Consider the following 22,126-nt stretch of genomic DNA (forward strand, 5'->3'; position numbering starts at 1 on the left):
CGCTTCAACGTGGTGGAGGAGACGCTGATCGAGCGGCGCCAGCGGGCAAAAGCCCGGCAGAAGCGCCCCGCAGCACCACCAACAACAACCGCTTTACCGACAAGGACCTCAAGAGCATGGCGCACGCGCCCCGAATCCAGGCTGTTGCATTCGATGCCTTCGGCACGCTCTTCGACGTTTACTCGGTGGGCCTGCTGGCCGAGCAGCTCTACCCGGGCAAGGGCGCCGCCCTCGCCGAGCTGTGGCGCATCAAGCAGATCGAATACAGCTTCATCCGCACCCTGTCCGGCCGCTACAAGCCCTTCTGGGACATCACCCAGGACGGCCTGCAGTACGCCGCCGCCAAGCTCGGGCTGGAGCTCGACGCCCAGCGTCGCACTCAGCTGATGAACCAGTACGCCTGCCTGTCGCCGTTTCCGGAGAACCTGGGCGCGCTGCGCACCCTCAAGGAAGCCGGCGTCCCCACCGCCATCCTGTCCAACGGCACGCCGGAGATGCTGCAGGTCGCCGTCAAGAGCGCCGGCATGCACGGCCTCTTCGAGCACGTGCTGTCGGTGGATGCGGTGCGCAAGTACAAGACCGCCGCCGACGCCTACGCGCTGGCTCCGCAGGCCTTCGGCTGCGCCGCCGAGCGCATCCTGTTCGTGTCGTCCAACGGCTGGGATGCAGCCGGCGCCACCTGGTTCGGCTATACCACATTCTGGATCAACCGCAGCGGCCAGCCCCTTGAGCAACTGGACGTCACCCCCACGGTCCAGGGCCGCTTGCTGACCGATGTCGTCGATTACGTGGCGCGCCACCGTGCCTGAGCAACTTCAAGTTTTTTCAACTTCTCAACCAGGAGTCATCATGAGCCTCACCCTCCCCGCCGGCATGCAGATCAATGCCCCGATTCGTCCGGGCTACGAAACCATCCTCACCCCGGAAGCCCTCGAGCTGGTCGCCAAGCTGCACCGCGCTTTCGAAGGCCGCCGCCAGGAACTGCTGAAGGCCCGTGTCGAGCGCCAGGCCCGCATCGACGCCGGTGAAATGCCCGACTTCCTGCCGGAAACCAAGCACATCCGCGAAGGCGACTGGAAGGTCGCCCCGGTGCCCGCCGCGCTGCAGTGCCGTCGCGTCGAGATCACCGGCCCGGTCGAGGCCAAGATGATCATCAACGCCTTCAACTCCGGCGCTGACTCCTACATGACCGACTTCGAGGACTCCAACTCCCCGAACTGGGACAACCAGCTCCAGGGCCAGGTGAACCTCTACAAGGCCATCCGCCGCGAACTGTCCTTCAAGAACGAAGCCGGCAAGGAATACAAGCTCAACGACAAGATCGCCACGCTGCAGATCCGTCCGCGTGGCTGGCACCTGGACGAGAAGCACGTGACCGTTGACGGCCAACGCGTCGGCGGTGGCATCTTCGACTTCGCCCTGGTCTTCTTCCACAACGCCAAGGAACAGATCGCCCGCGGTGCCGGCCCCTTCTTCTACCTGCCGAAGATGGAAAGCCACCTGGAAGCCCGCCTGTGGAACGACATCTTCGTGATGGCCCAGGACCATTGTGGCGTGCCCCAGGGCACCATCAAGGCTACCGTGCTGGTCGAAACCATCCTCGCCACCTTCGAGATGGAAGAAATCCTGTACGAACTGCGCAACCACTCCGCCGGCCTCAACGCCGGGCGCTGGGACTACATCTTCTCCTGCATCAAGAAGTTCAAGAAGAACAAGGACTTCTGCCTGGCCCAACGCGGCGCCATCACGATGGAAGTACCCTTCATGCGCTCCTACGCGCTGGCCCTGGTGCAGGCCTGCCACAAGCGCGGCGCGCCGGCCATGGGCGGCATGTCGGCGCTGATCCCGATCAAGGGTGATCCGGAAGCCAACGAAAAGGCGCTGGCCGGTATCCGCCACGACAAGACCCGCGACGCCAACGACGGCTTCGACGGCGGCTGGGTGGCTCACCCGGGCCTCGTCTCCATCGCTATGGAAGAGTTCGTCAAGGTGCTGGGCGACAAGCCGAACCAGTTCGAGAAGCAGGTCGAAGGCTCCTTCGGCCCGGCCCAGTGGCTGGACTTCCGTCCCACCACCCCGATCACCGAAACCGGCCTGCGCAACAACATCAACGTCGGCATCCACTACCTCGGCTCCTGGCTGGCTGGTAACGGCTGCGTGCCCATCCACAACCTGATGGAAGACGCCGCCACCGCCGAAATCTCCCGCTCCCAGGTGTGGCAGTGGGTGGTCAGCCCGAAGGGCATTCTCGACGACGGCCGCAAGGTCACCGAAGAGCTGGTCCGCCCGATGATCGCCGAGGAACTGGCCAAGGTGAAGGCCACCGTCACCGCCCAGGGCGAGGACACCGCCACCTACGATCAAGCCGCCGAGATCTTCGACAAGATGTCGCTGACCCCGGAATACCCGGAATTCCTGACCCTGCCGCTGTACGAGGCGATGGAATAAACGGAGCCTGCGCTTCGTTACGAAAACGGCACCTGCGGGTGCCGTTTTTTCGTCTACCCGCCCGGCGGCAGGCCGCTCAGCCGCGCCGGGCGGCCTTGTCCAGGTGGTTCTCCACCACCCGTGCCAGCTTGATCGCCGCCGGGCGGATCAGCTCGTCCGGCACTGCTGCAAAGCCCAGGTTGAGCCCTGGTTCGCTGCGGCTACGGTCCATGTAGTAGAGCGACAGGGGCCGCACCACCACGCCGTCGGCCAGCGCATCGGCAGCCAGTGCCGCGTCGTCCACCGGCGCATCGAACAGGTACACCAGCTGCAGCCCGGCATGCCCGCCGGAGACCCGCACGCTGTTGCCCAGCCGCGTGCCGAGCTCATCGAGCAGGATGTCCCGACGCGTGCGGTAGATACCGCGCATGCGCTTGATGTGGGCGGTGAAATGGCCTGAATCGATGAACTCCGCCAGCGCCGCCTGATCGACCATCCGCCCCTCGCGGAACAGCTCCGCGTTGCCGATCGAGAACGCATCGACCAGATCCTCCGGCACCACCATGTAGGACAGGCGCAGGCCGGGGAACATCACCTTGCTCAGGGTGCCCACATAGATCACCCGCTGGGTGCGCGACAGGCCGAACAGGGACGCTAGCGGCTGGTTGTGGTAGCGCAGTTCGTTGTCGTAGTCGTCCTCGATGATCCACGCCCCGCAGCGTTCGGCCTGCTCCAGCACCTCCAGACGCCGCTCCAGCGACAACACCACGCCGGTCGGGTACTGGCTCGACGGCGACAGGCACATGATGCGCGGCGGCGCCTCCCAATCCTCGGGAGTCGGTGCGATGCCGCCCGCGTCGAGGGGAATCGCCCGCACGTCGAGCCCCGCCGCGCGCAGCACGTTGCGCGAGCCCCAGTAGCCCGGCTCCTCGATCCAGGCCCGGTCGCCGTGGTCGGTGAGCATCCGTGCGCACAGGTCCACCGCCTGGTGGGAACCGTTGAGGATCAGGATCTGGCGTGGCGAGCACTTCATCATCCGCGTCACGTGCAGGTACTCGGCGAGAGCCACCTTGAGCGGGCCGTAGCCGCCGTGGGCGTACTGCAGCAGGTGCGACTGGGCCGGCTGGAAGTATTTGCTGAGCAGGCGCCGCCAGATCGCGAACGGGAAGCTCTCGGTGTCCGGCACCCCCGGCATGAAGGCTCCGCGCTGGATCCGGCTGCTGCTGCTCGCCGCCGCGATCTCCCCGCCGCGCCGCGACAAGCCCTCCCGCCGCGTCCCGACCAGCCGCTTCGGCGGCGGATGGCGGCCGACCCGCTGCAACGCCTCCGACACGTAGGAACCGTCGCCGATCAGACCCTCGATATAGCCCTCGGCGAACAGTTGCTCGTAGGCCCGAAGCACCGTATTGCGGCCCATGCCCAGATCCCGGGACAGGGAACGGGTGCCCGGCAGACGGGTGCCGGGGGGCAGCTGCCCATCGAGAATAGCCTGGCGCAAGGCCAGAAAAGTGCGGATGCGCAGCATCAGCCCTTCCGGCTGGCGGGCCAGGTGCTGCTGCAGCAATTCGACGATCAGACGGTTATCCATGGCAGGGCAAAAGTGGCGTCAATCTTGCGTCAGTCAGGGGTTTCGGAGCAGCGGCAGCGCCGTTCTGCAGCGCAATACGCGCCGGCCGGCAGACAGGTCCACCGGCCCCGAATGGAAAGGTTCCCGCAAAGTGGTTCCTTCCAGTGCGTAAAAAGTGGCTCTCTACAGAACCGCTTTCGCACCCTACTATGGCCTTAACGAACTCGCAACAAACGGCGCCAACCTATCCGGCCCCGCTGTGAACCGCACCCTGGAGGAATACCCAATGGCCGCACAATCCGGCAGTACCGGGCAGGAAGCCCACGTCACCTTCACCCGCGTCCAGAAGACCTACGACGGTGAAACCCTCATCGTCCGCGATCTCAACCTGGAGATCCGCCGCGGCGAATTCCTCACCCTGCTCGGCCCCTCCGGCTCCGGCAAGACCACCTGCCTGATGATGCTGGCCGGCTTCGAGACGCCGACCTCCGGTGAGATCCGCGTCGGCGGCACGGTCATCAACAAGGTGCCCCCGCATCGCCGCAACATCGGCATGGTGTTCCAGAACTACGCACTGTTTCCGCACATGACGGTGGCCGAGAACCTGCGCTTCCCCCTCAGCGTGCGCAAGCTGCCGGCCGCCGACATCGACGCCAAGGTCAAGCGCGCCCTCGCCATGGTGCGCCTCGAAGCCTTCGGCAACCGCTACCCGCAGCAGCTCTCCGGCGGCCAGCAGCAGCGCATCGCGCTGGCCCGCGCACTGGTCTTCGAACCCGAACTGGTGCTGATGGACGAGCCCCTCGGCGCCCTCGACAAGCAACTGCGCGAGCACATGCAGATCGAGATCAAGCACCTTCACGACAGCCTCGGCATCACCTTCGTCTTCGTCACCCACGACCAGGGCGAAGCGCTGACCATGTCCGACCGCATCGCCGTCTTCGACCGCGGCGAGATCCAGCAGATCGACAGCGCCGAATGCCTTTACGAGGAACCGGCCAACGCCTTCGTCGCCGGCTTCATCGGCGAGAGCAACACCTTCCAGGGCACTTTGCTCGAACGTAACGGCGACGCCTGCGCGATCCGCCTGCCGAGCGGCGCAGTGGTCCAGGCCCGGGCCGCCGACGTGGGCGCCGTGGGCAGCAGCGCGGTGGTCTCGGTGCGCCCCGAGCGCATCGTCCTCAACGGCGCCTCCGCCGGCTGCGAGAACCGCTTCAGCGCCAAGGTGAAGGAACTCATCTACCAGGGCGACCACGTCCGCGTGCAGCTCGACCTCGGCAACCAATCCAGCCTGATGGTCAAGGCGCCGATCTCCCAACTGAGCCATGAGCTGCGCCCCGAACAACCCATCGAGGTCGGCATCCCGGCCGCCCACCTGCGCGCCCTGGCCCCCACGCCGAGCGCCTGACGAATCCGCTGCACCCTTCGTTCCTCCCAATCCACGCCATCCCTCACCCGGAGAACCACCACCATGCATGCCCTCAAAACCATCGCCCTCGCCGTCTGCGGCATCCTGTCCTGTAGCAGCGCCATGGCCAGCGAACTGACCCTGATCTCCTTCGGCGGCACCAACCAGAAGGCCCAGGACAAGGCCTTCTACCAGCCCTTCATGAAGAGCAGCGGCAACAAGATCCTGCCCGGCGAATACAACGGCGAGCAGGCCCGCGTGAAGGCCATGGTCGAAGCCCGCAAGGTCACCTGGGACGTGGTGGAGGTCGAATCCCCCGAGCTGGCCCGCGGCTGCGAGGAAGGCCTGTACGAGAAGCTCGACTACAGCAAGATCGGCGGCAAGGACGAATTCATCGGCAAGGCCGTCACCGACTGCGGCATCGGCTTCTTCGTGTGGTCCACGCTGCTCGCCTACAATGCCGACAAGCTGAAGGCCGCCCCCACCAGCTGGGCCGATTTCTGGGACCTGAAGAAATTCCCCGGCAAGCGCGGCATGCGCAAGGGCGCCAAGTTCACCCTCGAAATAGCCCTGCTCGCCGACGGCGTGAAGCCCGACCAGGTCTACAAGCTGCTCGCCAGCAAGGAGGGCGTCGACCGCGCCTTCAAGAAGCTCGACCAGATCAAGGGCTCCATCCAGTGGTGGGAAGCCGGCGCCCAGCCGCCGCAGATGCTCGCCGCCGGCGACGTGGTGATGAGCTCCGCCTACAACGGCCGCATCGCCACCGCCCAGAAGGAAGGCAAGAACCTCAAGATGGTATGGGGCGGCAACATCTACGACGTAGAGTCCTACGCCATTCCGAAGGGCGCCCCCAACCGCGACCTGGCCTACAAGTACCTGCAGTTCTCCAGCAAGGCCGAGAACCAGCAAGTCTTCTCCGGCGAAATCCCCTACGGCCCGACCAACCTGAAGGCCGCCAAGGGCATGCCGGCGCAGATCGCCGCCGAGCTGCCCACCTCGGCCGCCAACATCGCCAGCGCGCTGCCCAGTAACACCCAGTTCTGGGTCGAGCACGGCGAAGAGCTGGAACAGCGCTTCAACAGCTGGGCCGCCAAGTAAACAGACCGCCGAATGACGCCCGCCATGTCCCCGAGCAGCGCCTCCCCCTCCCCTGCCCTGGATCTTGGCCGGGCGTCACCCGACCGGGCTCCGGCCCCGACGACCACCATGGATGAAGCCCCCATGACCGCCACCACCCTGAGCGCTCCCGACGCTGCCGCCGCGCCCGCCGAACGGACTCTGCCCCTCAAGACCCGCCTGCAGCGGGCCGAGCGGCGCAAGAAGCTGCTGCACCTGGCGCTGATCGCCCCCCTCGCCGTGTTCCTGCTGCTGACCTTCCTGTGGCCGATCGGTGCGCTGCTCAAGCGCAGCGTGGACAACCCCGAAGTGGTCGGCGGCCTGCCCGCCACCGCCGCCGCGCTGGAGCACTGGAACGGCCAGGGCCTGCCGCCGGCCTCGGCCCTCGCCGTCTTCGTGAAGGAAATGGAAGGCGCCCGTGGCAGCACCGAACTGGCCTCCGCCGCCAAGCGCCTCAACACCGAGATGACCGGCTACCGCAGCCTGATCATGAAGACCGCCCGCAGCCTGCCGCTGCCCGACGGCAGCAACCCGCAGGAAGGCCTCGCCGCCATCGACCCGCGCTGGAGCGAAACCCGCACCTGGCAGGTGATGGCCCGCGCCGGCCAGCCCTACACCAGCTACTACCTGCTGGCCGCCCTCGACCACGTGGTGGATGCCGACGGCGCCATCGTCGCCGCCACCGAAGACCAGGCCATCTACCTGGACGTCCTCGGCCGCACCTTCTGGATGAGCCTGGTGGTCACCCTGTGCTGCCTGGTCCTCGGCTTCCCGCTGGCCTACCTGCTCACCAGCCTGCCCACCCGCAGCAGCAACCTGCTGATGATCCTGGTGCTGCTGCCCTTCTGGACCTCCATCCTGGTGCGCGTCGCCTCGTGGATCGTGCTGCTGCAGTCCGGCGGCCTGGTCAATCAGGCCCTGCAGGCCCTCGGCCTCATCGACGAGCCCCTGCAGCTGGTGTTCAACCGCATCGGGGTGTACATCGCCATGACCCACATCCTGCTGCCCTTCATGATCCTGCCGCTGTACTCGGTGATGAAAGGCATCTCGCCGATCTACCTGCGCGCCGCCCAATCCCTCGGCTGCCCGCCGTTCCAGAGCTTCTGGAAGGTGTACTTCCCGCAGACCCTGCCGGGCGTGTTCGCCGGTTCCCTGCTGGTCTTCATCCTGTCGATGGGCTACTACATCACCCCCGCCCTGCTCGGCGGCCCGCAGGAGCAGATGGCCAGCTACTTCATCGCCTTCTACACCAACGAGACGATCAACTGGGGCATGGCCGCGGCGCTATCCACCGTGCTGCTCGGCGCCACCCTGCTGCTCTACGTCGTCTATTCCCGCTACGCCGGCCAGGGCCGCAACGCGGCCAAGGCCCGCTGAGATGAAGGACGCCCCCCGATACGCCTGCGGCGTCTCCCCCCACTGGGGGGCAGGCCGGCCGCTTCGGAGCGGCCGTGCGCGGCCGGCCTCAGGCCCGTGCCTGACGACTAGCGCACAGCGCTAGGGATAACTGAGAGGAAAAACCCATGTTGCAAGCCTACGCCTCGCCCCTCGAACGGACCTGGTTCTACGCCCACCGGGTCATCGCCGGCCTGATCCTGCTGTTCCTGATCCTGCCGATCCTGGTCATCGTGCCGCTGTCCTTCAACTCGGACTCCTTCCTGATGTACCCGATGGCCGGCGCCTCCCTGCGCTGGTACGAGGAGATCATCGGCTCCGAGGTGTGGCGCAACGCGCTGCTCAACAGCCTGATCGTCTCCCCGGCTGCCACACTGCTGGCGGTAGTCCTCGGCACGCTGGCCTCCATCGGCCTGGTGCGCAGCGACTTCCCCGGCAAGGCGCTGCTCACGGCCATCCTCATCTCGCCGATGGTGGTGCCGGTAGTCATCGTCGGCGTCGCGGTGTATCTGTCCTTCGCCCCCCTCGGCCTGGCCGGCAGCTACACCGGGCTGATCCTCGCCCATGCCGCCCTCGGCGTGCCCTTCGTCATCACCACCGTCACCGCCACCCTGCAGGGCTTCGACTACAACCTGGTGCGCGCCGCCGCCAGCCTGGGCGCCAACCCGGTGCTGACCTTCTTCCGGGTCACCCTGCCGCTGGTCGCGCCGGGAATCGTCTCCGGCGGGTTGTTCGCCTTCGCCACCTCCTTCGACGAAGTGGTGGTCACGCTCTTCCTCGCCAGCCCCGGCCAGGCCACGCTGCCGCGCCAGATGTTCGCCGGCATCCGCGAGAACATCAGCCCGGCCATTGCCGCGGTGGCGACGATCCTGATCGTACTTTCCACCCTCATGCTGCTGACCCTCGAATGGCTACGCCAGCGCTCCGAAAAGCTGCGCACCGGTAAATCGCGCTGAGCATTGCGCTAAAAACCTAAACCCCTGATCCACCTCCGCTTTTTTATCCCACTCGTGTCGGGAGAGCCCTTCTCATGCCCAAAATCTGTGATTCCACCCTTCTTCGCCATGCCGCCTTCATCAACGGCGAGTGGTGCGGGGCCGACAACGGCGCCACCAGCGAGATCCTCAACCCGGCCAGCGGCGCCAGCCTGGGCCCCGTGCCGGTGATGGGCACGGCGGAAACCCGCCGCGCCATCGACGCCGCCAACGCCGCCCTGCCGGCCTGGCGCCGCCTGCCCGCCGCCCAGCGCGGCAAACTGCTGCGCGCCTGGTTCGAACTGCTGCTGGAAAACCAGGAAGACCTGGCCGTCATCATGACCTGCGAGCAGGGCAAGCCCCTCGCCGAGGCCCGCGGCGAAGTGGCCTACGCCGCCTCCTACCTGGAATGGTTTGCCGAGGAAGGCAAGCGCGCCTACGGCGAGACCATCCCGTCGCCCTTCCCCGACCGCCGCCTGATCGTCACCAAAGAGCCGGTCGGCGTATGCGCCGCCGTCACGCCGTGGAACTTCCCCGCCGCGATGATCACCCGCAAGGCCGGCGCGGCCCTCGCCGCCGGCTGCACGATGGTCCTCAAGCCGGCCCCGCAGACCCCCTACTCGGCCCTTGCACTGGCCGTGCTGGCCGAGCGCGCCGGCATCCCCAAGGGCGTCTTCAACGTGGTCACCGGCGACGTGGCCAGCTCCGCCGACATCGGCGCCGAGCTGTGCGCCAACCCCATCGTGCGCAAGCTGTCCTTCACCGGCTCCACCGCCGTCGGCGCCCGCCTGATGGCCCAGTGCGCACCGTCAATCAAGAAGCTGTCGCTGGAACTGGGCGGCAATGCCCCCTTCATCGTCTTCGACGACGCCGACCTGGACGCCGCCGTGCAGGGCGCTCTCGCCTCCAAGTACCGCAACGCCGGCCAGACCTGCGTGTGCGCCAACCGCCTGCTGGTACAGGACGGCGTGTACGACGCCTTCGCTGCCAAGCTCGCCGAGGCGGTCAAGGCCCTCAAGGTCGGCGACGGCCTGGAGCCCGGCACCACCCAGGGCCCTCTGATCAACGAAGCGGCGGTCCAGAAGGTCGAGCGCCACGTCGCCGACGCGCTGGCCAAGGGCGCCAGCGTCCTCACCGGTGGCAAGCGCCACGCCCTCGGCGGCAGCTTCTTCGAACCCACCGTGCTGACCGGCATCACTACCGACATGGCCGTGGCCCGCGAGGAGACCTTCGGCCCGATGGCCCCGCTGTTCCGTTTCGTCACCGAAGCCGACGCCATCCGCATGGCCAACGACACCGAGTTCGGCCTCGCCTCCTACCTCTACAGCCGCGACATCGGCCGCATCTGGCGGGTTTCCGAGGCGCTCGAGTACGGCATGGTCGGCGTCAACACCGGCCTCATCTCCACCGAGGTCGCCCCCTTCGGCGGCGTCAAGTCCTCCGGCCTCGGCCGCGAAGGCTCCAGCCACGGCCTCGATGACTACCTGGAGATCAAGTACGTGGCCCTCGGCGGCCTCGACAGCTGATCCCCTCAAGCCCCTTTCCATCAAGACATTCAGACCTTCATACGGAGAACAGCAATGAACCAAGCGCTTCAACAACAAAACGCCCACATGATGGCCCGCCGCTCCGCCGCCCTGCCCCGTGGCGTGGGCCAGGCCCACTCCCTGTTCGTCAGCCGCGCCAAGGGCGCCGAGCTGTGGGACGTGGAAGGCCGCCGCTTCATCGACTTCGTGGCCGGCATCGCGGTGGTCAACACCGGCCACTGCCACCCGAAGGTCGTCGAAGCCGCCGCCGCCCAGATGGAAGCCTTCACCCACACCTGCTTCCAGGTCGTCGCCTATGACGGCTACGTGACCCTCGCCGAGCGCCTCAACGCCCTCGCCCCGGTGGCCGGCCCGGCCAAGAGCTTCTTCATGAGCACCGGCGCCGAAGCCGTCGAGAACGCCGTCAAGGTGGCCCGTGCCTACACCGGCCGGCCCGGCATCATCGCCTTCAACGGCGCCTTCCACGGCCGCACCTGCATGACCCTCGGGCTGACCGGCAAGGTCGATCCGTACAAGCTGCGCATGGGCCCCTTCCCGGCCGAGATCTACCACGCCCCCTTCCCCTGCGAGCTGCACGGCACCAGCATCGACGAAGCCATCCACGGCATCGAGCTGCTGTTCAAGAACGACATCGAGCCGGCCCGCGTGGCGGCCTTCATCATCGAGCCGGTGCAGGGCGAAGGCGGCTACTACCCGGTGCCCACCGAGTTCCTGCAGCGCCTGCGCGCGCTGGCCGACAAGCACGGCATCCTGATCATCGCCGACGAGATCCAGACCGGCATGGCACGCACCGGCAAGGTCTTCGCCATCGAGCACAGCGGCGTGCAGCCGGACATCATCACCATGGCCAAGGGCCTCGGCGGCGGCTTCCCGATCTCCGCCATCATCGGCCGCGCCGAAGTGATGGACGCCGTCTCCCCCGGCGGCCTCGGCGGCACCTATTCCGGCAGCCCGCTGGCCTGCGCCGCCGCGCTGGCCGTGCTCGACGCAGTGGAAGAAGAGAAGCTGTGCGAGCGCGCCGTGCAGATCGGTGAGCGCATGCAGGCCCGCCTGCGCGACATGGCCAGCTGGGCGCCGTGCATCGGCGACGTGCGCGGCCTCGGCGCGATGGTGGCGATCGAGTTCTTCCATGACGCCGAGCGCACCCGCCCGGCTCCGGAGATCACCAAGGCCCTGGTCGCCGAAGCCTTCAAGCGCCAGCTCCTGCTGCTGTCCTGCGGCAGCTACGGCAACGTGATCCGCCTGATGACGCCGCTGACCCTCGACGACGCGCTGCTCGAAGAAGGCTTCGACGTGCTTGAAGCCAGTCTGCGCGCGGTCCTCGCCGCCCAGGGCTAAACGCCCTCCCGCCGCAGTCCCCGTCCCGGGGGCTGCGGCCCCCTACCCGATAACACGGGGTTCACCCCGGACCGAATTTCGATGCGCCCCGCCGCGCAGGGGCGCGCCTTGCCTGCTGAAACCGTTTTCATCACCGTCAAATTGGGAGTCCGCACCATGAAGAAGCCGCAACTGATCCTCGCCCTCACCGCCGCCGGCGTCCTTTCCCTGCCCGGCGTCGCCTGTGCCGGCGAAGTGGAAGACCTGAAAGCCATGCTCCTGAAGATGCAGGCGCGCATCGAGCAGCTGGAAAACCGCCCGGTCGCCGCCGCCCCCGTGGCCGCCGCAGCGCCGGCGCCGGCCCTCAACCCGGCCGACGTGGTCACCCGCGGCTCCATGCCGGGCTCCTTCAAGGTGCCGGGCACCGAGACCTCCATCAAGTTCGGCGGCTATGTGCAGCTCGACGCCATCTACGACATCAAGGGCAACCAGGGCCGCGCAGTGAGCGCCGCCGACATCGCCCTCGACGGCAGCGCCGACGCCAGGCGCAAGGGCACCACCACCTTCAGCGCCCGTACTTCGCGGATCAACATGCAGACCGCCAGCCCCAGCGAGCTGGGCGAGATCAAGACCAAGATCGAGTTCGACTTCTTCACCGACGAAGGCAGCGAGACCTACACCAACTCCGCCCGCCCGCGCCTGCGCCACGCCTACGGCACCGTCGGCAACTGGCTGGCCGGCCAGACCTGGTCCAACTTCATGGACCTGGACGCCATGCCCGAGACCCTGGAGTTCAACGGCCCCACCGGCCAGGTCTTCATCCGCCAGCCCCAGCTGCGCTACACCACCGCCGTCGGCAGCGCCAGCCAGTTCTCCGTATCGGTGGAAAACCCCCAGACCGACGCCCGCGACAACGGCGGCAACGTGACCGCCATCGACCGCGGCGCCGACCTCACCGCCAAGTGGCAGCACAGCGGTGACTACGGCCACTTCAACGTGCGCGCCCTGGTGCGCCCGCTGAAGGCCGACGACGGCAACGGCGATCACCGCGCCTCCACCAACGGCTGGGCACTGGGCGTCGGCGGCTCCCTCAAGCTGGGCGCCAACGACACGGTGCTCTACCAGCTCAACGGCGGCCAGGGCATCGGCCGCTACATCCAGGACGTATATGGCGCCGCCGCCTACGACGCCAGCACCGGCACCCTGTCGGCCCAGAAGGCGGCCGGCGGCTACCTGGCCCTGCAGCACTTCTGGAACACCGTGCTGCGCACCACCGTGTCCCTCAACGCCACCCACATCAACAACAAGACCGGCTTCGGCGACATCACCGGACTCAACACCGACACCCGCCAGGTGCACGCCAACCTGATCTGGAAGGCCGCCTCCCAGCTCGACGTGGGCATGGAATACGTGTGGTCCCAGCGCAAGGTTGAAGGCGGCGCCGAAGGCACCTCCAGCCGCGTCCAGGGCGCCGTCAAGTACAACTTCTAACCTCCCTGGGGCGCCGGTACAGCGGCCATCCCGCCGGCGCCCTGCACTCCTCCGCCCCCCAAGGAGACACCATGCTCGACCCCTTGCCTTCCTACCTCCGCCCCGGCAACGACGCCGGCCCCTGGGGCGTCTACATGCAGCAGATCGACCGGGTGACGCCCTATCTGGGCGAGCTGACCTACTGGGTCGACACCCTCAAGCGCCCCAAGCGCGTCCTCATCGTGGACGTGCCGGTAAAAATGGACGACGGCACGGTGGCCCACTTCGAGGGCTACCGGGTGCACCACAACACCTCCCGCGGCCCCGGCAAGGGCGGCATCCGCTTCCACCAGGACGTGACCCTCTCCGAAGTGATGGCGCTGGCCGGCTGGATGACCGTCAAGAACGCCGCCGTCGGCGTGCCCTACGGCGGCGCCAAGGGCGGCATCCGGGTCGACCCGCGAACCCTCAGCCACGGCGAGCTGGAACGCCTGACCCGCCGCTACACCAGTGAGCTCAACGTGCTGATCGGGCCGGACAAGGACATCCCGGCACCGGACGTTAACACCAACGAACAGATCATGGCCTGGATGATGGACACCTACTCCATCAACCAGGGCCGCACCGCCACCGGCGTCGTCACCGGCAAACCGCTGAGCCTGGGCGGCAGCCTCGGCCGCCGGGACGCCACCGGGCGCGGCGTCTTCGTGGTGGGCGCGGCGGCGGCCAAGGACGCCGGCATCCCGATGAGCGGCGCGCGCGTCGCCATCCAGGGCTTCGGCAACGTGGGCGGCACCGCGGCGCGCTGCTTCCACGAGGCCGGCGCCCATGTGGTAGCCGTGCAGGATGTGTCCGGCACCCTGTTCCACCCGGGTGGGCTCAACGTCCCGGCCCTGCTGGCGTGGGTCGCCGCCGGCCGCCCGCTGGCCGAGTTCCGCGACGGCGAGCGTATTCCCGACGACAGCTTCTGGGATGTGCAAAGCGACTTCCTGGTGCCCTCGGCGCTGGAGCAACAGATCACCCTCCACAACGCCCCGCGCATCCGCACCCGCATCGTGCTCGAAGGCGCCAACGGCCCGACCACGCCGGAGGCCGACGACATCCTCGCCGCGCGCGGCATCCAGGTGGTGCCCGACGTGCTCGCCAACGCCGGCGGCGTGACGGTGAGCTACTTCGAATGGGTGCAGGATTTCTCCAGCTTCTTCTGGTCGGAGGACGAGATCAACGCCCGCCTCGACCGCATCATGGAAGAAGCCTACGTGCACATCCGCGACACCGCCCGCGCCCGGCAGGTGAGCCTGCGCACCGCGGCCTTCATCCTGGCCTGCGAGCGCATCCTCAAGGCGCGCGAGATGCGTGGGCTGTATCCCTGAGAACCTGCGGTACGACCGGCAGCAGCCCCGCCGGTCCGCTCAAGTAGCGGTATGAGGGCTGGCCTGAAGGGGGCTGGAAATTCAGACGGCAGCCTGCTCCAGCGCGAGGAGATGCGCGGGGTCGGCGCCACTCACGCGGACCCGCTTGCTGCGCGAGGTGTCGCCGCTGACCAGTTCGACGGATGCCTTGGGCACTCCGCAGGTCTTGGCCAGAAAGGCGATCAAGGCCGCGTTGGCCTTGCCGTCCACCGGCGGCGCGGCGAGACGGATCTTGAGGGCCTCGCCGTACAGGCCGGCGAACTCGGTCTTCTTGGCGCCGGGCTGGATGTGCAGCGTCAGGATCACGCTGCCGTCGGCAGCCCGGCTCAGCCAGGTCATGCTCAGGCCAGGCCGATCAGCATGTACTTGCCCATCGCCAGCGCGCTGAGCAGCACCTGAAGCACCAGCAGCAACGCGATCGGCGTCAGGTCCACCCCACCAATGGCCGGGATGACGCGGCGGAACGGACGCAGGAAAGGCTCGGCCAGCGCGTTGATGACGCCCGCCATCGGCGCGTAGGGATTGACCCACGACAGGATCGCCGACATCAGCACGACGCCCATCAGCAGGTACAGCGCCGCCTTGAGGGTTTCGAGCAGGCCGACGCCCCACATCACCACCAGCAGGCTGACGGGATCGGTGATGCCGATGATGCCGCGCACCCACAGCGTGACGAACACCACCAGCGTCTGCACGATCCAGGCCGGCAGCAGGCTGGCGATATCCAGCCCGAAAAGCCCCGGGATGACGCGGCGCAGCGGCACCACCACCCAGTCGGTGGTGGCCAGCACAAAGTTGCCGATCGGGTTGCGGAAGGAAATCCGCTGCCACTGCATCACGAAGCGCGCCAGCAGCACGCCGGAAAGCAGACTGCCGAGGGTTTCGACGATGGTCAGGAACAGGTTTCCGAGCATGGTCGGCTCCGTTCTCAGTCGCGGCCGAGCTGTTCGCCCAGCTCGCGGCCGCGGGCCTCGGCCGCTGCCACCGCGCGGGTCACGATGGCCGGGAAGCCGTCGGCGGCGAAGGACGCCAGCGCCGCGGCGGTGGTGCCGCCCTTGGAAGTGACGCGCTCACGCAGCACCGCCGGGGATTCGTCGCTGCTGGCCGCCAGCTTGGCCGAGCCGAGCACCGTGTCGATGGCCAGCTTGCGGGCCGTGTCGGCATCGAAGCCGAGGGACTCACCAGCCGCCTGCAGGCATTCGATGAAGTGGAAGACATAAGCCGGGCCGCTACCGGACACAGCGGTGACGCCGTCGATCTGCGCCTCGTCGACCACCCACACCACGCTGCCGACAGCCGCCAGCACCTTGGCGGCGGCGTCGCGCCCATCCGCATCGACGGACGGGTCGGCGAACAGGCCGGTGATGCCGGCGCCGATCAGGGCCGGCGTGTTGGGCATGGCCCGCACCAGCTTGCGGTAATCACCCAGCCAGCGGCTGATGTCGGTCAGGCGCAGGCCGGCGGCGATGCTGACCACCACCTGCGTGCTCAGGCGGCCGGCAATCGGCGCCACGGCGGCCTTCAGCTGCTGCGGCTTGACCGCCAGCACCAGCACGTCGCAGGCCAGCGCTTGGTCGTCGAGGGATTCGACGGCGCGCACACCGAAGAGGCTTTCCAGCTTGGCGCGGCCTTCGGCCGACAGCTCGACGGCCTGCACGTCCGCCGCCTTGAAACCTTGCTTGACCAAGCCGCCGATCAGGGCCGCCGCCATGTTGCCGCCACCCAGGAAGGTGATTTTCATCGGATTCGTTCCACCAGTTGGATTCAAAGGGAAATGCTTCAGGCGCGTGATCCGAAGATCGCCGTGCCCACGCGGACCATCGTCGAACCTTCGGCGATCGCCGCTTCGAGGTCGTCGGACATGCCCATCGACAGCGTATCAAGACCGTAGCCGGCCCCATTGAGTTCATCGCGCAGGGCCCGCAGGCTGGCAAACCGCGCCCGCTGCACGGCCACGTCGGAGGTCGGCTCGGGGATCGCCATCAGCCCGCGCAGACGCAGGCGCGGCAGCGCGGCCACGGCCCTCGCCAGTTCCGCCAGTTCGGCCGGTGCCACGCCGCTCTTGCTGTCCTCGCCGCTCACATTGACCTGAATGCACACATCGAGCGGCGGCAGATGCACGTCACGCTGCTCGGACAGGCGCTCGGCGATCTTCAGGCGGTCGATGGAATGCACCCACGCAAAGTGGTTGGCGACCTGCCGCGTCTTGTTGCTTTGCAGGGGACCGATGAAATGCCATTCGAGACCGAGGCCACTCAGCGCCTCGACCTTGGCCACACCTTCCTGCACGTAGTTCTCGCCGAAGGCCTGTTGCCCCGCGGCGGCGGCCTCGCGCACGCTGTCGGCGGGCCAGGTCTTGCTCACCGCCAGCAGGCGGACTTCGGCCGGCTGACGCCCCGCCGCCTGCGCCGCCGACGCGATGCGCATGACAAGGTTTTGAAGGCGGCCGGAAATGCCTGACTTATAATCTTCCAAAGCGTGAATCTGGGCTAAAGAGGCCGTTGAGTATAGCATCGGCCCTGGCGCGGCCCGTTTTGCACGCTCAGCCCAGTCACCCGTAATCCTGCAGCACGCAACGAGTCACCACGATGGACATCACCGAACTGCTCGCTTTCACCGTCAAGAACAAGGCATCCGACCTGCATATTTCGGCCGGCCTGCCACCGATGATCCGCGTGCACGGCGACGTGCGCCGCATCAACCTGCCCGCGCTGGTGCACAAGGACGTCCACGGCATGGTGTACGACATCATGAACGACTCCCAGCGCAAGCAGTATGAGGAACAGTTCGAGACCGACTTCTCCTTCGAGATCCCCAACCTGGCACGCTTCCGGGTCAACGCCTTCAACCAGAACCGCGGCGCCGCGGCGGTCTTCCGGGTCATTCCGTCCAAGGTGCTGACCCTCGAGGAACTCAACTGCCCGAAGATCTTCAAGGACATCGCCATCCAGCCGCGCGGCATCGTGCTGGTCACCGGCCCGACGGGTTCGGGCAAGTCCACGACGCTGGCGGCGATGGTTGACTACGTCAACGAGAACGAATACGGCCACATCCTGACCATCGAGGATCCGATCGAATTCGTTCATGAGTCCAAGCGCTGCCTGATCAACCAGCGGGAAGTCATGCGCGACACCCACTCCTTCAACGCGGCGCTGCGCTCGGCGCTGCGGGAAGACCCGGACGTGGTGCTGGTCGGTGAAATGCGCGACCTGGAAACCATCCGCCTGGCCCTGACCGCCGCCGAAACCGGCCACCTGGTGTTCGGCACGCTGCACACCTCGTCCGCCGCCAAGACCATCGACCGTATCGTGGACGTCTTCCCGGCCGCCGAGAAGGACATGGTCCGCGCGATGATGTCCGAGTCCCTGCGCGCGGTGATCTCCCAGACCCTGCTGAAGACCAAGGACGGCACCGGCCGTGTCGCCGCCCACGAGATCATGATCGGCACCCCGGCGATCCGCAACCTGATCCGGGAGAACAAGGTCGCCCAGATGTACTCGGCGATCCAGACCGGTCAGAACGTCGGGATGCAGACCCTCGACCAGTGCCTGGCCGATTTGGTCCGGCGCAATATCGTGGCGGGCGCCGAAGCCCGTCTGAAAGCCCAGAACAAGGACAGTTTCCCGGCCTAAAGCCTCTTCGTCCCCGTCCTAAAACCGCAACAACCACCGGCCGCGCCGGTGACAGGAACGCACCATGGAACGCGATCAGGCCCTCAAGTTCATGCACGACCTGCTGCGGCTGATGCTGCAGAAGAATGGCTCCGACCTCTTCATCACGGCGGCCTTCCCGCCGGCGATCAAGATCGACGGCAAGATCGTGCCGCAGTCGAACCAGCAACTCACCCACACCCACACCATGGAACTGGCGCGGGTGATCATGAGCGACCGCCAGGCCCAGGAATTCGAAGCCACCAAGGAGTGCAACTTCGCGATCTCTCCGCCGGGCATCGGCCGCTTCCGCGCCAACGCCTTCATCCAGCAGGGCCAGGTCGGCATGGTGCTGCGGACCATCCCGCAGAAGATCCCGACCTTCGACGACCTCGGCCTGCCGCCGGTGCTGAAGGACATCACCATGTCCAAGCGCGGCCTGGTGATCTTCGTCGGCGGTACCGGCACCGGCAAGACCACCTCGCTGGCGGCGATGGTGGACTACCGCAACGAGAAGAGCTACGGCCACATCATCACCGTCGAAGATCCGATCGAGTTCGTGCATGCCCACAAGAACTGCATCGTGACGCAGCGGGAAGTCGGCATCGACACCGAATCCTGGGAACCGGCGCTGAAGAACACCCTGCGTCAGGCCCCGGACGTGATCCTGATGGGCGAAATCCGCGACCGGGAAACGATGGACTACGCCATCGCCTTTGCCGAAACCGGCCACCTGTGCCTGGCCACGCTGCACGCCAACAGCGCCAACCAGGCCATCGACCGGATCGTCAACTTCTTCCCCGAAGAGCGCCGCCACCAGTTGCTGATGGACCTGTCCCTCAACCTGCGGGCGCTGATCTCCCAACGCCTGTTGCCGATGTGCGACCGCAAGGGCCGCGTGCCGGCAGTAGAGGTCATGCTCAATTCGCCGCTGATCTCCGACCTGATCTTCAAGGGCGAGATCCCGGGCATCAAGGAAGTCATGAAGCGCTCCAGCGAGCTCGGCATGCAGACCTTCGACCAGAGCCTGTTCGACCTCTACGAGCGGGGCCTGATCAGCTACGAAGATGCCCTGCGCAACGCCGACTCGATGAACGACCTGCGCCTGCAAATCAAGCTGAAAAGCCGCCGCGGCGACCGGGACGCGATCTCACCGGGCCTCCAGAACCTCGACATCGTCTAAAGACGCCCTTAAAGCTACTGCGCGGCCCGATCTCGCGACTGCGGTGCTCGCCGTACTCTTGTACGGCGGTGCTTCTCGTCACAGCATCGGGCCGCTCGCTACGCCTTCTTCCCCCGTTCGGGCGCTTCGGTTCGAGCGAGGCGGCTTAGTTATCTGATTCTGCAGGCTTCGGTTTGCGGGCTGAGCCCGTGACCATCAGATATTCGAACAGACGGCATTCGATGGCGCCATTGAACAGCGGGGTGCGCTTGCTGGCCTTGAGGCGGACGCCCTTCGGCAGTGCCGGGTCACCCGTGAAGAAGTAACAACGCCAGCCGGTCCAGTTGGCCTTCAACGCATCGCCAAGCTTGGGGTAGAAGGCTTCCAGTTCGGCGGTATCCGACAGGCGCACGCCGTAGGGCGGGTTGGCGATCAGCACGCCGGCCGGTGCCGGGGCCTGAAGGTCGAGCAGATCGGCCCGCCCCACTTCCACACAGCCCTCCAGGCCCGCGCTGCGCAGGTTCACATAGGCCTTGCGCTGCTGGGACTCGAGGATGTCCGAACCGTAGATCTCCAGCTTGCGCGGCGCCTGACGGCGCGCCTCGGCGGCCTTGCGGATCGGCAGCCAGGTATCACGCTCGTAGTGCTTGAAGCGCTCGAAGGCGAAGTGTCGCCCAAGGCCCGGCGCCACGTCGAGGGCCATCTGGGCCGCTTCGATGAGGAAGGTGCCGCTGCCGCACATCGGGTCGCACAAGGCCTCCTCGCCCGGCTTCCAGCCGGTCAGGCGCAGGATGCCGGCGGCCAGGTTCTCCTTCAGCGGCGCTTCCACCGCGGCCTGCTTGAAACCGCGCTTGTAGAGCGGATCGCCGGAGGTATCCAGGTACAGCGTGACGGTATCCGCCGACAGGAAGGCGTGGATGCGGATGTCCGGCGCCTGGGTGTCCACGTTCGGGCGGCGGCCGGCGACGGTGCGGAAGTGGTCGCACACCGCGTCCTTGATCTTCAGCGTCGTGAATTCCAGGCTGCGCAGCGGCGACTTGTGGGCGGTGACGAACACGCGGATGGTCTGGTCGGGCGTGAACCAGCGGGCCCAGGTCGGCGCGTAGGCGATGCGGTACACGTCCTCCTCGCTGCGGTAGCGGCCCATGCTGATCTGCCACAGCACGCGGGTCGCCAGGCGGCTCTCCAGGTTGGCGCGGTAACACAGGGCCCAGTCGCCGGAAAACTGCACGCCACCAGGAATATCCTTGGCATCGGTGGCGCCGAGGGCGCGGAGTTCATCGGCGAGGAGCGGCTCGAGGCCGCGGGGACAGGGGGCAAAGAAATTCAAGATTGCAATCCGTTCGGAAAATCAAAAGGGCTTCAGGACGACCAGGAACACCACGACGAACAGCACCAGCACCGGCACTTCGTTGAAGACGCGGTACCACACGTGGCTGCGCGTGTTGCGCCCTTCAGCAAAGGCGCGCATCAGGCGGCCGCAATACAGGTGATAGACGATCAGCAGCGTGACCAGCGCGGTCTTGGCGTGCAGCCAGCCGCCGGCCAAGCCGAAACCGAACCACAACCACATGCCCAGGCCGACGGCCAGGATGCCCAGCGGCGTCATGAAACGATAGAGCTTGCTCTCCATCAGCGCCAGGCGCTCGATGGTGGCCTTGTCGGTGACCATCGCGTGATTGACGAACAGGCGTGGCAGGTAGAACAGGCCTGCAAACCAGCTGACGACGAAAATGATGTGCAGGGCTTTGATACTCAGATAGAGCATGGTCTCGACTCGGAGGATGAAAGTATTCAGGAAGCGGCGGGACGCGTGCGCAGCGCATCGGCAACCGTCGGATAAAGCAGGCGCGCGCGCAACTCCCGCTTGATGCGATCGTTCTTCAGACGGCGGGACTCGGCCATGAAGGAAAGCGTCAGCTCCGACAGGCGGCCGGCCAGTTCGGCCCGTGGCATACGGGGCGGACGCGGCAGGCCCAGCGTGTCGGCGACCAGGTCGAAATACTCGCCCATGCGCAGTTCGCTGTCGTCGCAGGCGTTATAGACCCGGTTCGGCCCTGCGCGGAACAGGGCCAGGGGCAGCAGGTGCGCCAGGTCGTCGGCATGGATGTGGTTGGTGAACACGTCATCTTCCGGCGCCAGCACCGGGTCGCCCTTGTGCAGGCGGGCCACCGGCAGGCGCTCGAAGGCATCGTAGATCCCCGGCGCCCGCAGGATACTCACACGGCATCCGGTGCGCTGCCCGAAGGCCCGCAGATGCGCCTCTGCAGCCATGCGCCGGAGGCCACGCGCCGACGCCGCCCGCGGCGCGCGCGTCTCCTCGACCCGGGCACCGCCGCAGTCCCCATAGACACCGGTGGTACTAATATAGCTTAGCCGTCGTGGTAGACTTCCGCGATGCACAAGAGCTGCCAGCAGATGTCGGGTACGCGGATCATCTCGCCCCACGGCGGGCGGCGGCGCGCAATGCACTATGTAATCGGCAATACCGGCGAGACGTCTCAGGCTGGCGAGCTGATCCAGGTCGGCCACGATGGGCTGCGCGCCCAGGGCCCGCAGTGCGGCACCCTCCTCCGCCCGGCGGACCACCGCACGCACGCAAAAGCGCCGCGCCAGCCACGGAATGATCCGGCGGGCCACGTCTCCGCTGCCGACGATCAGCACTTTCTTCATATTTCGACGTT

Annotated in this window: 20 protein-coding genes; 12 read left to right on the forward strand and 8 right to left on the reverse strand. The window is 66.9% G+C overall.

All coding sequences use genetic code 11. The features are described 5' to 3' along the window. The first annotated feature begins 116 nt into the window (after positions 1 to 116). Together AC3QL2_RS02465 and aceB are read left to right on the forward strand one after the other, a co-directional pair. Positions 117 to 809, forward strand: a complete 693-nt coding sequence (locus AC3QL2_RS02465; RefSeq protein ID WP_493233705.1) for a haloacid dehalogenase type II — start codon at positions 117 to 119, stop codon at positions 807 to 809. Between the two features lie 40 nt (positions 810 to 849). After that, on the forward strand, positions 850 to 2,448 hold the full coding sequence (aceB, locus tag AC3QL2_RS02470; protein ID WP_493233707.1) for a malate synthase A: 1,599 nt from the start codon (positions 850 to 852) through the stop codon (positions 2,446 to 2,448). A 76-nt stretch (positions 2,449 to 2,524) separates the two neighbouring features. Here aceB and pdxR read toward each other — a convergent pair whose 3' ends face one another. Further along, positions 2,525 to 4,015 carry a MocR-like pyridoxine biosynthesis transcription factor PdxR gene (gene pdxR, locus AC3QL2_RS02475; RefSeq protein ID WP_493233709.1) on the reverse strand — a complete coding sequence of 497 codons (1,491 nt, stop codon included), beginning with the start codon at positions 4,013 to 4,015 and terminating at the stop codon, positions 2,525 to 2,527. 265 nt (positions 4,016 to 4,280) lie between these two features. Here pdxR and AC3QL2_RS02480 point away from each other — a divergent pair, with 265 nt between their 5' ends. The 8 genes from AC3QL2_RS02480 to AC3QL2_RS02515 all read left to right on the forward strand — a co-directional run bounded on the left by AC3QL2_RS02480 (position 4,281) and on the right by AC3QL2_RS02515 (position 14,591). After that, positions 4,281 to 5,399, forward strand: coding sequence for an ABC transporter ATP-binding protein (locus AC3QL2_RS02480; protein WP_493233710.1), 1,119 nt, complete (start codon positions 4,281 to 4,283; stop codon positions 5,397 to 5,399). 63 nt (positions 5,400 to 5,462) lie between these two features. After that, on the forward strand, positions 5,463 to 6,497 hold the full coding sequence (locus AC3QL2_RS02485; protein WP_493233712.1) for an ABC transporter substrate-binding protein: 1,035 nt from the start codon (positions 5,463 to 5,465) through the stop codon (positions 6,495 to 6,497). Positions 6,498 to 6,605: 108 nt separating this feature from the next. After that, entirely contained in the window at positions 6,606 to 7,892 is a 1,287-nt protein-coding gene (locus AC3QL2_RS02490; RefSeq protein ID WP_493233714.1) for an ABC transporter permease, read from the forward strand. Between the two features lie 146 nt (positions 7,893 to 8,038). Beyond that, positions 8,039 to 8,866: an ABC transporter permease gene (locus AC3QL2_RS02495; RefSeq protein ID WP_493233716.1), complete on the forward strand. Its 828-nt coding sequence runs from the start codon at positions 8,039 to 8,041 to the stop codon at positions 8,864 to 8,866. 74 nt (positions 8,867 to 8,940) lie between these two features. Continuing rightward, positions 8,941 to 10,410 (forward strand): NAD-dependent succinate-semialdehyde dehydrogenase, encoded by a 1,470-nt coding sequence (locus AC3QL2_RS02500; protein WP_493233718.1) that lies wholly within the window; start codon positions 8,941 to 8,943, stop codon positions 10,408 to 10,410. A gap of 54 nt (positions 10,411 to 10,464) precedes the next feature. Beyond that, positions 10,465 to 11,769 carry a 4-aminobutyrate--2-oxoglutarate transaminase gene (gabT, locus tag AC3QL2_RS02505; RefSeq protein WP_493233719.1) on the forward strand — a complete coding sequence of 435 codons (1,305 nt, stop codon included), beginning with the start codon at positions 10,465 to 10,467 and terminating at the stop codon, positions 11,767 to 11,769. A gap of 156 nt (positions 11,770 to 11,925) precedes the next feature. Continuing rightward, a complete protein-coding gene (locus AC3QL2_RS02510; RefSeq protein ID WP_493233721.1) occupies positions 11,926 to 13,239 on the forward strand; it encodes a DcaP family trimeric outer membrane transporter in 1,314 nt (437 codons plus the stop codon). Positions 13,240 to 13,310: 71 nt separating this feature from the next. Next, positions 13,311 to 14,591: a Glu/Leu/Phe/Val family dehydrogenase gene (locus AC3QL2_RS02515; protein ID WP_493233723.1), complete on the forward strand. Its 1,281-nt coding sequence runs from the start codon at positions 13,311 to 13,313 to the stop codon at positions 14,589 to 14,591. An 81-nt stretch (positions 14,592 to 14,672) separates the two neighbouring features. Here the strand turns inward: AC3QL2_RS02515 and AC3QL2_RS02520 are convergent, their stop codons facing one another. The 4 genes from AC3QL2_RS02520 to AC3QL2_RS02535 are packed head-to-tail and all read right to left on the reverse strand — an operon-like array spanning position 14,673 to position 17,057. Beyond that, positions 14,673 to 14,969: a DUF167 domain-containing protein gene (locus AC3QL2_RS02520; protein WP_493233724.1), complete on the reverse strand. Its 297-nt coding sequence runs from the start codon at positions 14,967 to 14,969 to the stop codon at positions 14,673 to 14,675. Positions 14,970 to 14,971: 2 nt separating this feature from the next. Continuing rightward, positions 14,972 to 15,544, reverse strand: a complete 573-nt coding sequence (locus AC3QL2_RS02525) for a YggT family protein (RefSeq protein WP_493233726.1) — start codon at positions 15,542 to 15,544, stop codon at positions 14,972 to 14,974. A gap of 14 nt (positions 15,545 to 15,558) precedes the next feature. Further along, positions 15,559 to 16,371: a pyrroline-5-carboxylate reductase gene (gene proC, locus AC3QL2_RS02530; RefSeq protein WP_493233727.1), complete on the reverse strand. Its 813-nt coding sequence runs from the start codon at positions 16,369 to 16,371 to the stop codon at positions 15,559 to 15,561. A gap of 38 nt (positions 16,372 to 16,409) precedes the next feature. Beyond that, positions 16,410 to 17,057: a YggS family pyridoxal phosphate-dependent enzyme gene (locus AC3QL2_RS02535; RefSeq protein ID WP_493240345.1), complete on the reverse strand. Its 648-nt coding sequence runs from the start codon at positions 17,055 to 17,057 to the stop codon at positions 16,410 to 16,412. 161 nt (positions 17,058 to 17,218) lie between these two features. On the opposite strand from AC3QL2_RS02535, the gene AC3QL2_RS02540 reads away from it, so the two are divergent. Both AC3QL2_RS02540 and AC3QL2_RS02545 read left to right on the forward strand, forming a co-directional pair. After that, on the forward strand, positions 17,219 to 18,262 hold the full coding sequence (locus AC3QL2_RS02540; protein ID WP_493233731.1) for a type IV pilus twitching motility protein PilT: 1,044 nt from the start codon (positions 17,219 to 17,221) through the stop codon (positions 18,260 to 18,262). Positions 18,263 to 18,326: 64 nt separating this feature from the next. Continuing rightward, positions 18,327 to 19,463 (forward strand): PilT/PilU family type 4a pilus ATPase, encoded by a 1,137-nt coding sequence (locus AC3QL2_RS02545; protein ID WP_493233733.1) that lies wholly within the window; start codon positions 18,327 to 18,329, stop codon positions 19,461 to 19,463. A gap of 145 nt (positions 19,464 to 19,608) precedes the next feature. Here AC3QL2_RS02545 and AC3QL2_RS02550 read toward each other — a convergent pair whose 3' ends face one another. From AC3QL2_RS02550 to AC3QL2_RS02560, 3 genes are read right to left on the reverse strand one after another with little or no spacing between them, the layout of a single operon-like run. Further along, entirely contained in the window at positions 19,609 to 20,772 is a 1,164-nt protein-coding gene (locus AC3QL2_RS02550) for a THUMP domain-containing class I SAM-dependent RNA methyltransferase (protein ID WP_493233735.1), read from the reverse strand. Between the two features lie 21 nt (positions 20,773 to 20,793). Beyond that, the gene (locus tag AC3QL2_RS02555) at positions 20,794 to 21,210 is read right to left on the reverse strand and encodes a CopD family protein (protein WP_493233737.1); all 417 of its coding nucleotides are present in this window, start codon (positions 21,208 to 21,210) and stop codon (positions 20,794 to 20,796) included. A gap of 26 nt (positions 21,211 to 21,236) precedes the next feature. Beyond that, positions 21,237 to 22,115 (reverse strand): NAD-dependent epimerase/dehydratase family protein, encoded by an 879-nt coding sequence (locus tag AC3QL2_RS02560; RefSeq protein ID WP_493233738.1) that lies wholly within the window; start codon positions 22,113 to 22,115, stop codon positions 21,237 to 21,239. Positions 22,116 to 22,126: the final 11 nt, after the last annotated feature.

Source organism: Zoogloea sp. GW822-FHT05C07, assembly GCF_058800215.1.

Coding starts and splice junctions, on each gene's coding strand:
- AC3QL2_RS02465 (WP_493233705.1), top strand. CDS start 117: ATGGCGCACGCGCCCCGAATCCAGGCTGTTGCATTCGATGCCTTCGGC.
- aceB (WP_493233707.1), top strand. CDS start 850: ATGAGCCTCACCCTCCCCGCCGGCATGCAGATCAATGCCCCGATTCGT.
- pdxR (WP_493233709.1), bottom strand. CDS start 4,015: ATGGATAACCGTCTGATCGTCGAATTGCTGCAGCAGCACCTGGCCCGC.
- AC3QL2_RS02480 (WP_493233710.1), top strand. CDS start 4,281: ATGGCCGCACAATCCGGCAGTACCGGGCAGGAAGCCCACGTCACCTTC.
- AC3QL2_RS02485 (WP_493233712.1), top strand. CDS start 5,463: ATGCATGCCCTCAAAACCATCGCCCTCGCCGTCTGCGGCATCCTGTCC.
- AC3QL2_RS02490 (WP_493233714.1), top strand. CDS start 6,606: ATGGATGAAGCCCCCATGACCGCCACCACCCTGAGCGCTCCCGACGCT.
- AC3QL2_RS02495 (WP_493233716.1), top strand. CDS start 8,039: ATGTTGCAAGCCTACGCCTCGCCCCTCGAACGGACCTGGTTCTACGCC.
- AC3QL2_RS02500 (WP_493233718.1), top strand. CDS start 8,941: ATGCCCAAAATCTGTGATTCCACCCTTCTTCGCCATGCCGCCTTCATC.
- gabT (WP_493233719.1), top strand. CDS start 10,465: ATGAACCAAGCGCTTCAACAACAAAACGCCCACATGATGGCCCGCCGC.
- AC3QL2_RS02510 (WP_493233721.1), top strand. CDS start 11,926: ATGAAGAAGCCGCAACTGATCCTCGCCCTCACCGCCGCCGGCGTCCTT.
- AC3QL2_RS02515 (WP_493233723.1), top strand. CDS start 13,311: ATGCTCGACCCCTTGCCTTCCTACCTCCGCCCCGGCAACGACGCCGGC.
- AC3QL2_RS02520 (WP_493233724.1), bottom strand. CDS start 14,969: ATGACCTGGCTGAGCCGGGCTGCCGACGGCAGCGTGATCCTGACGCTG.
- AC3QL2_RS02525 (WP_493233726.1), bottom strand. CDS start 15,544: ATGCTCGGAAACCTGTTCCTGACCATCGTCGAAACCCTCGGCAGTCTG.
- proC (WP_493233727.1), bottom strand. CDS start 16,371: ATGAAAATCACCTTCCTGGGTGGCGGCAACATGGCGGCGGCCCTGATC.
- AC3QL2_RS02535 (WP_493240345.1), bottom strand. CDS start 17,057: ATGCGCATCGCGTCGGCGGCGCAGGCGGCGGGGCGTCAGCCGGCCGAA.
- AC3QL2_RS02540 (WP_493233731.1), top strand. CDS start 17,219: ATGGACATCACCGAACTGCTCGCTTTCACCGTCAAGAACAAGGCATCC.
- AC3QL2_RS02545 (WP_493233733.1), top strand. CDS start 18,327: ATGGAACGCGATCAGGCCCTCAAGTTCATGCACGACCTGCTGCGGCTG.
- AC3QL2_RS02555 (WP_493233737.1), bottom strand. CDS start 21,210: ATGCTCTATCTGAGTATCAAAGCCCTGCACATCATTTTCGTCGTCAGC.
- AC3QL2_RS02560 (WP_493233738.1), bottom strand. CDS start 22,115: ATGAAGAAAGTGCTGATCGTCGGCAGCGGAGACGTGGCCCGCCGGATC.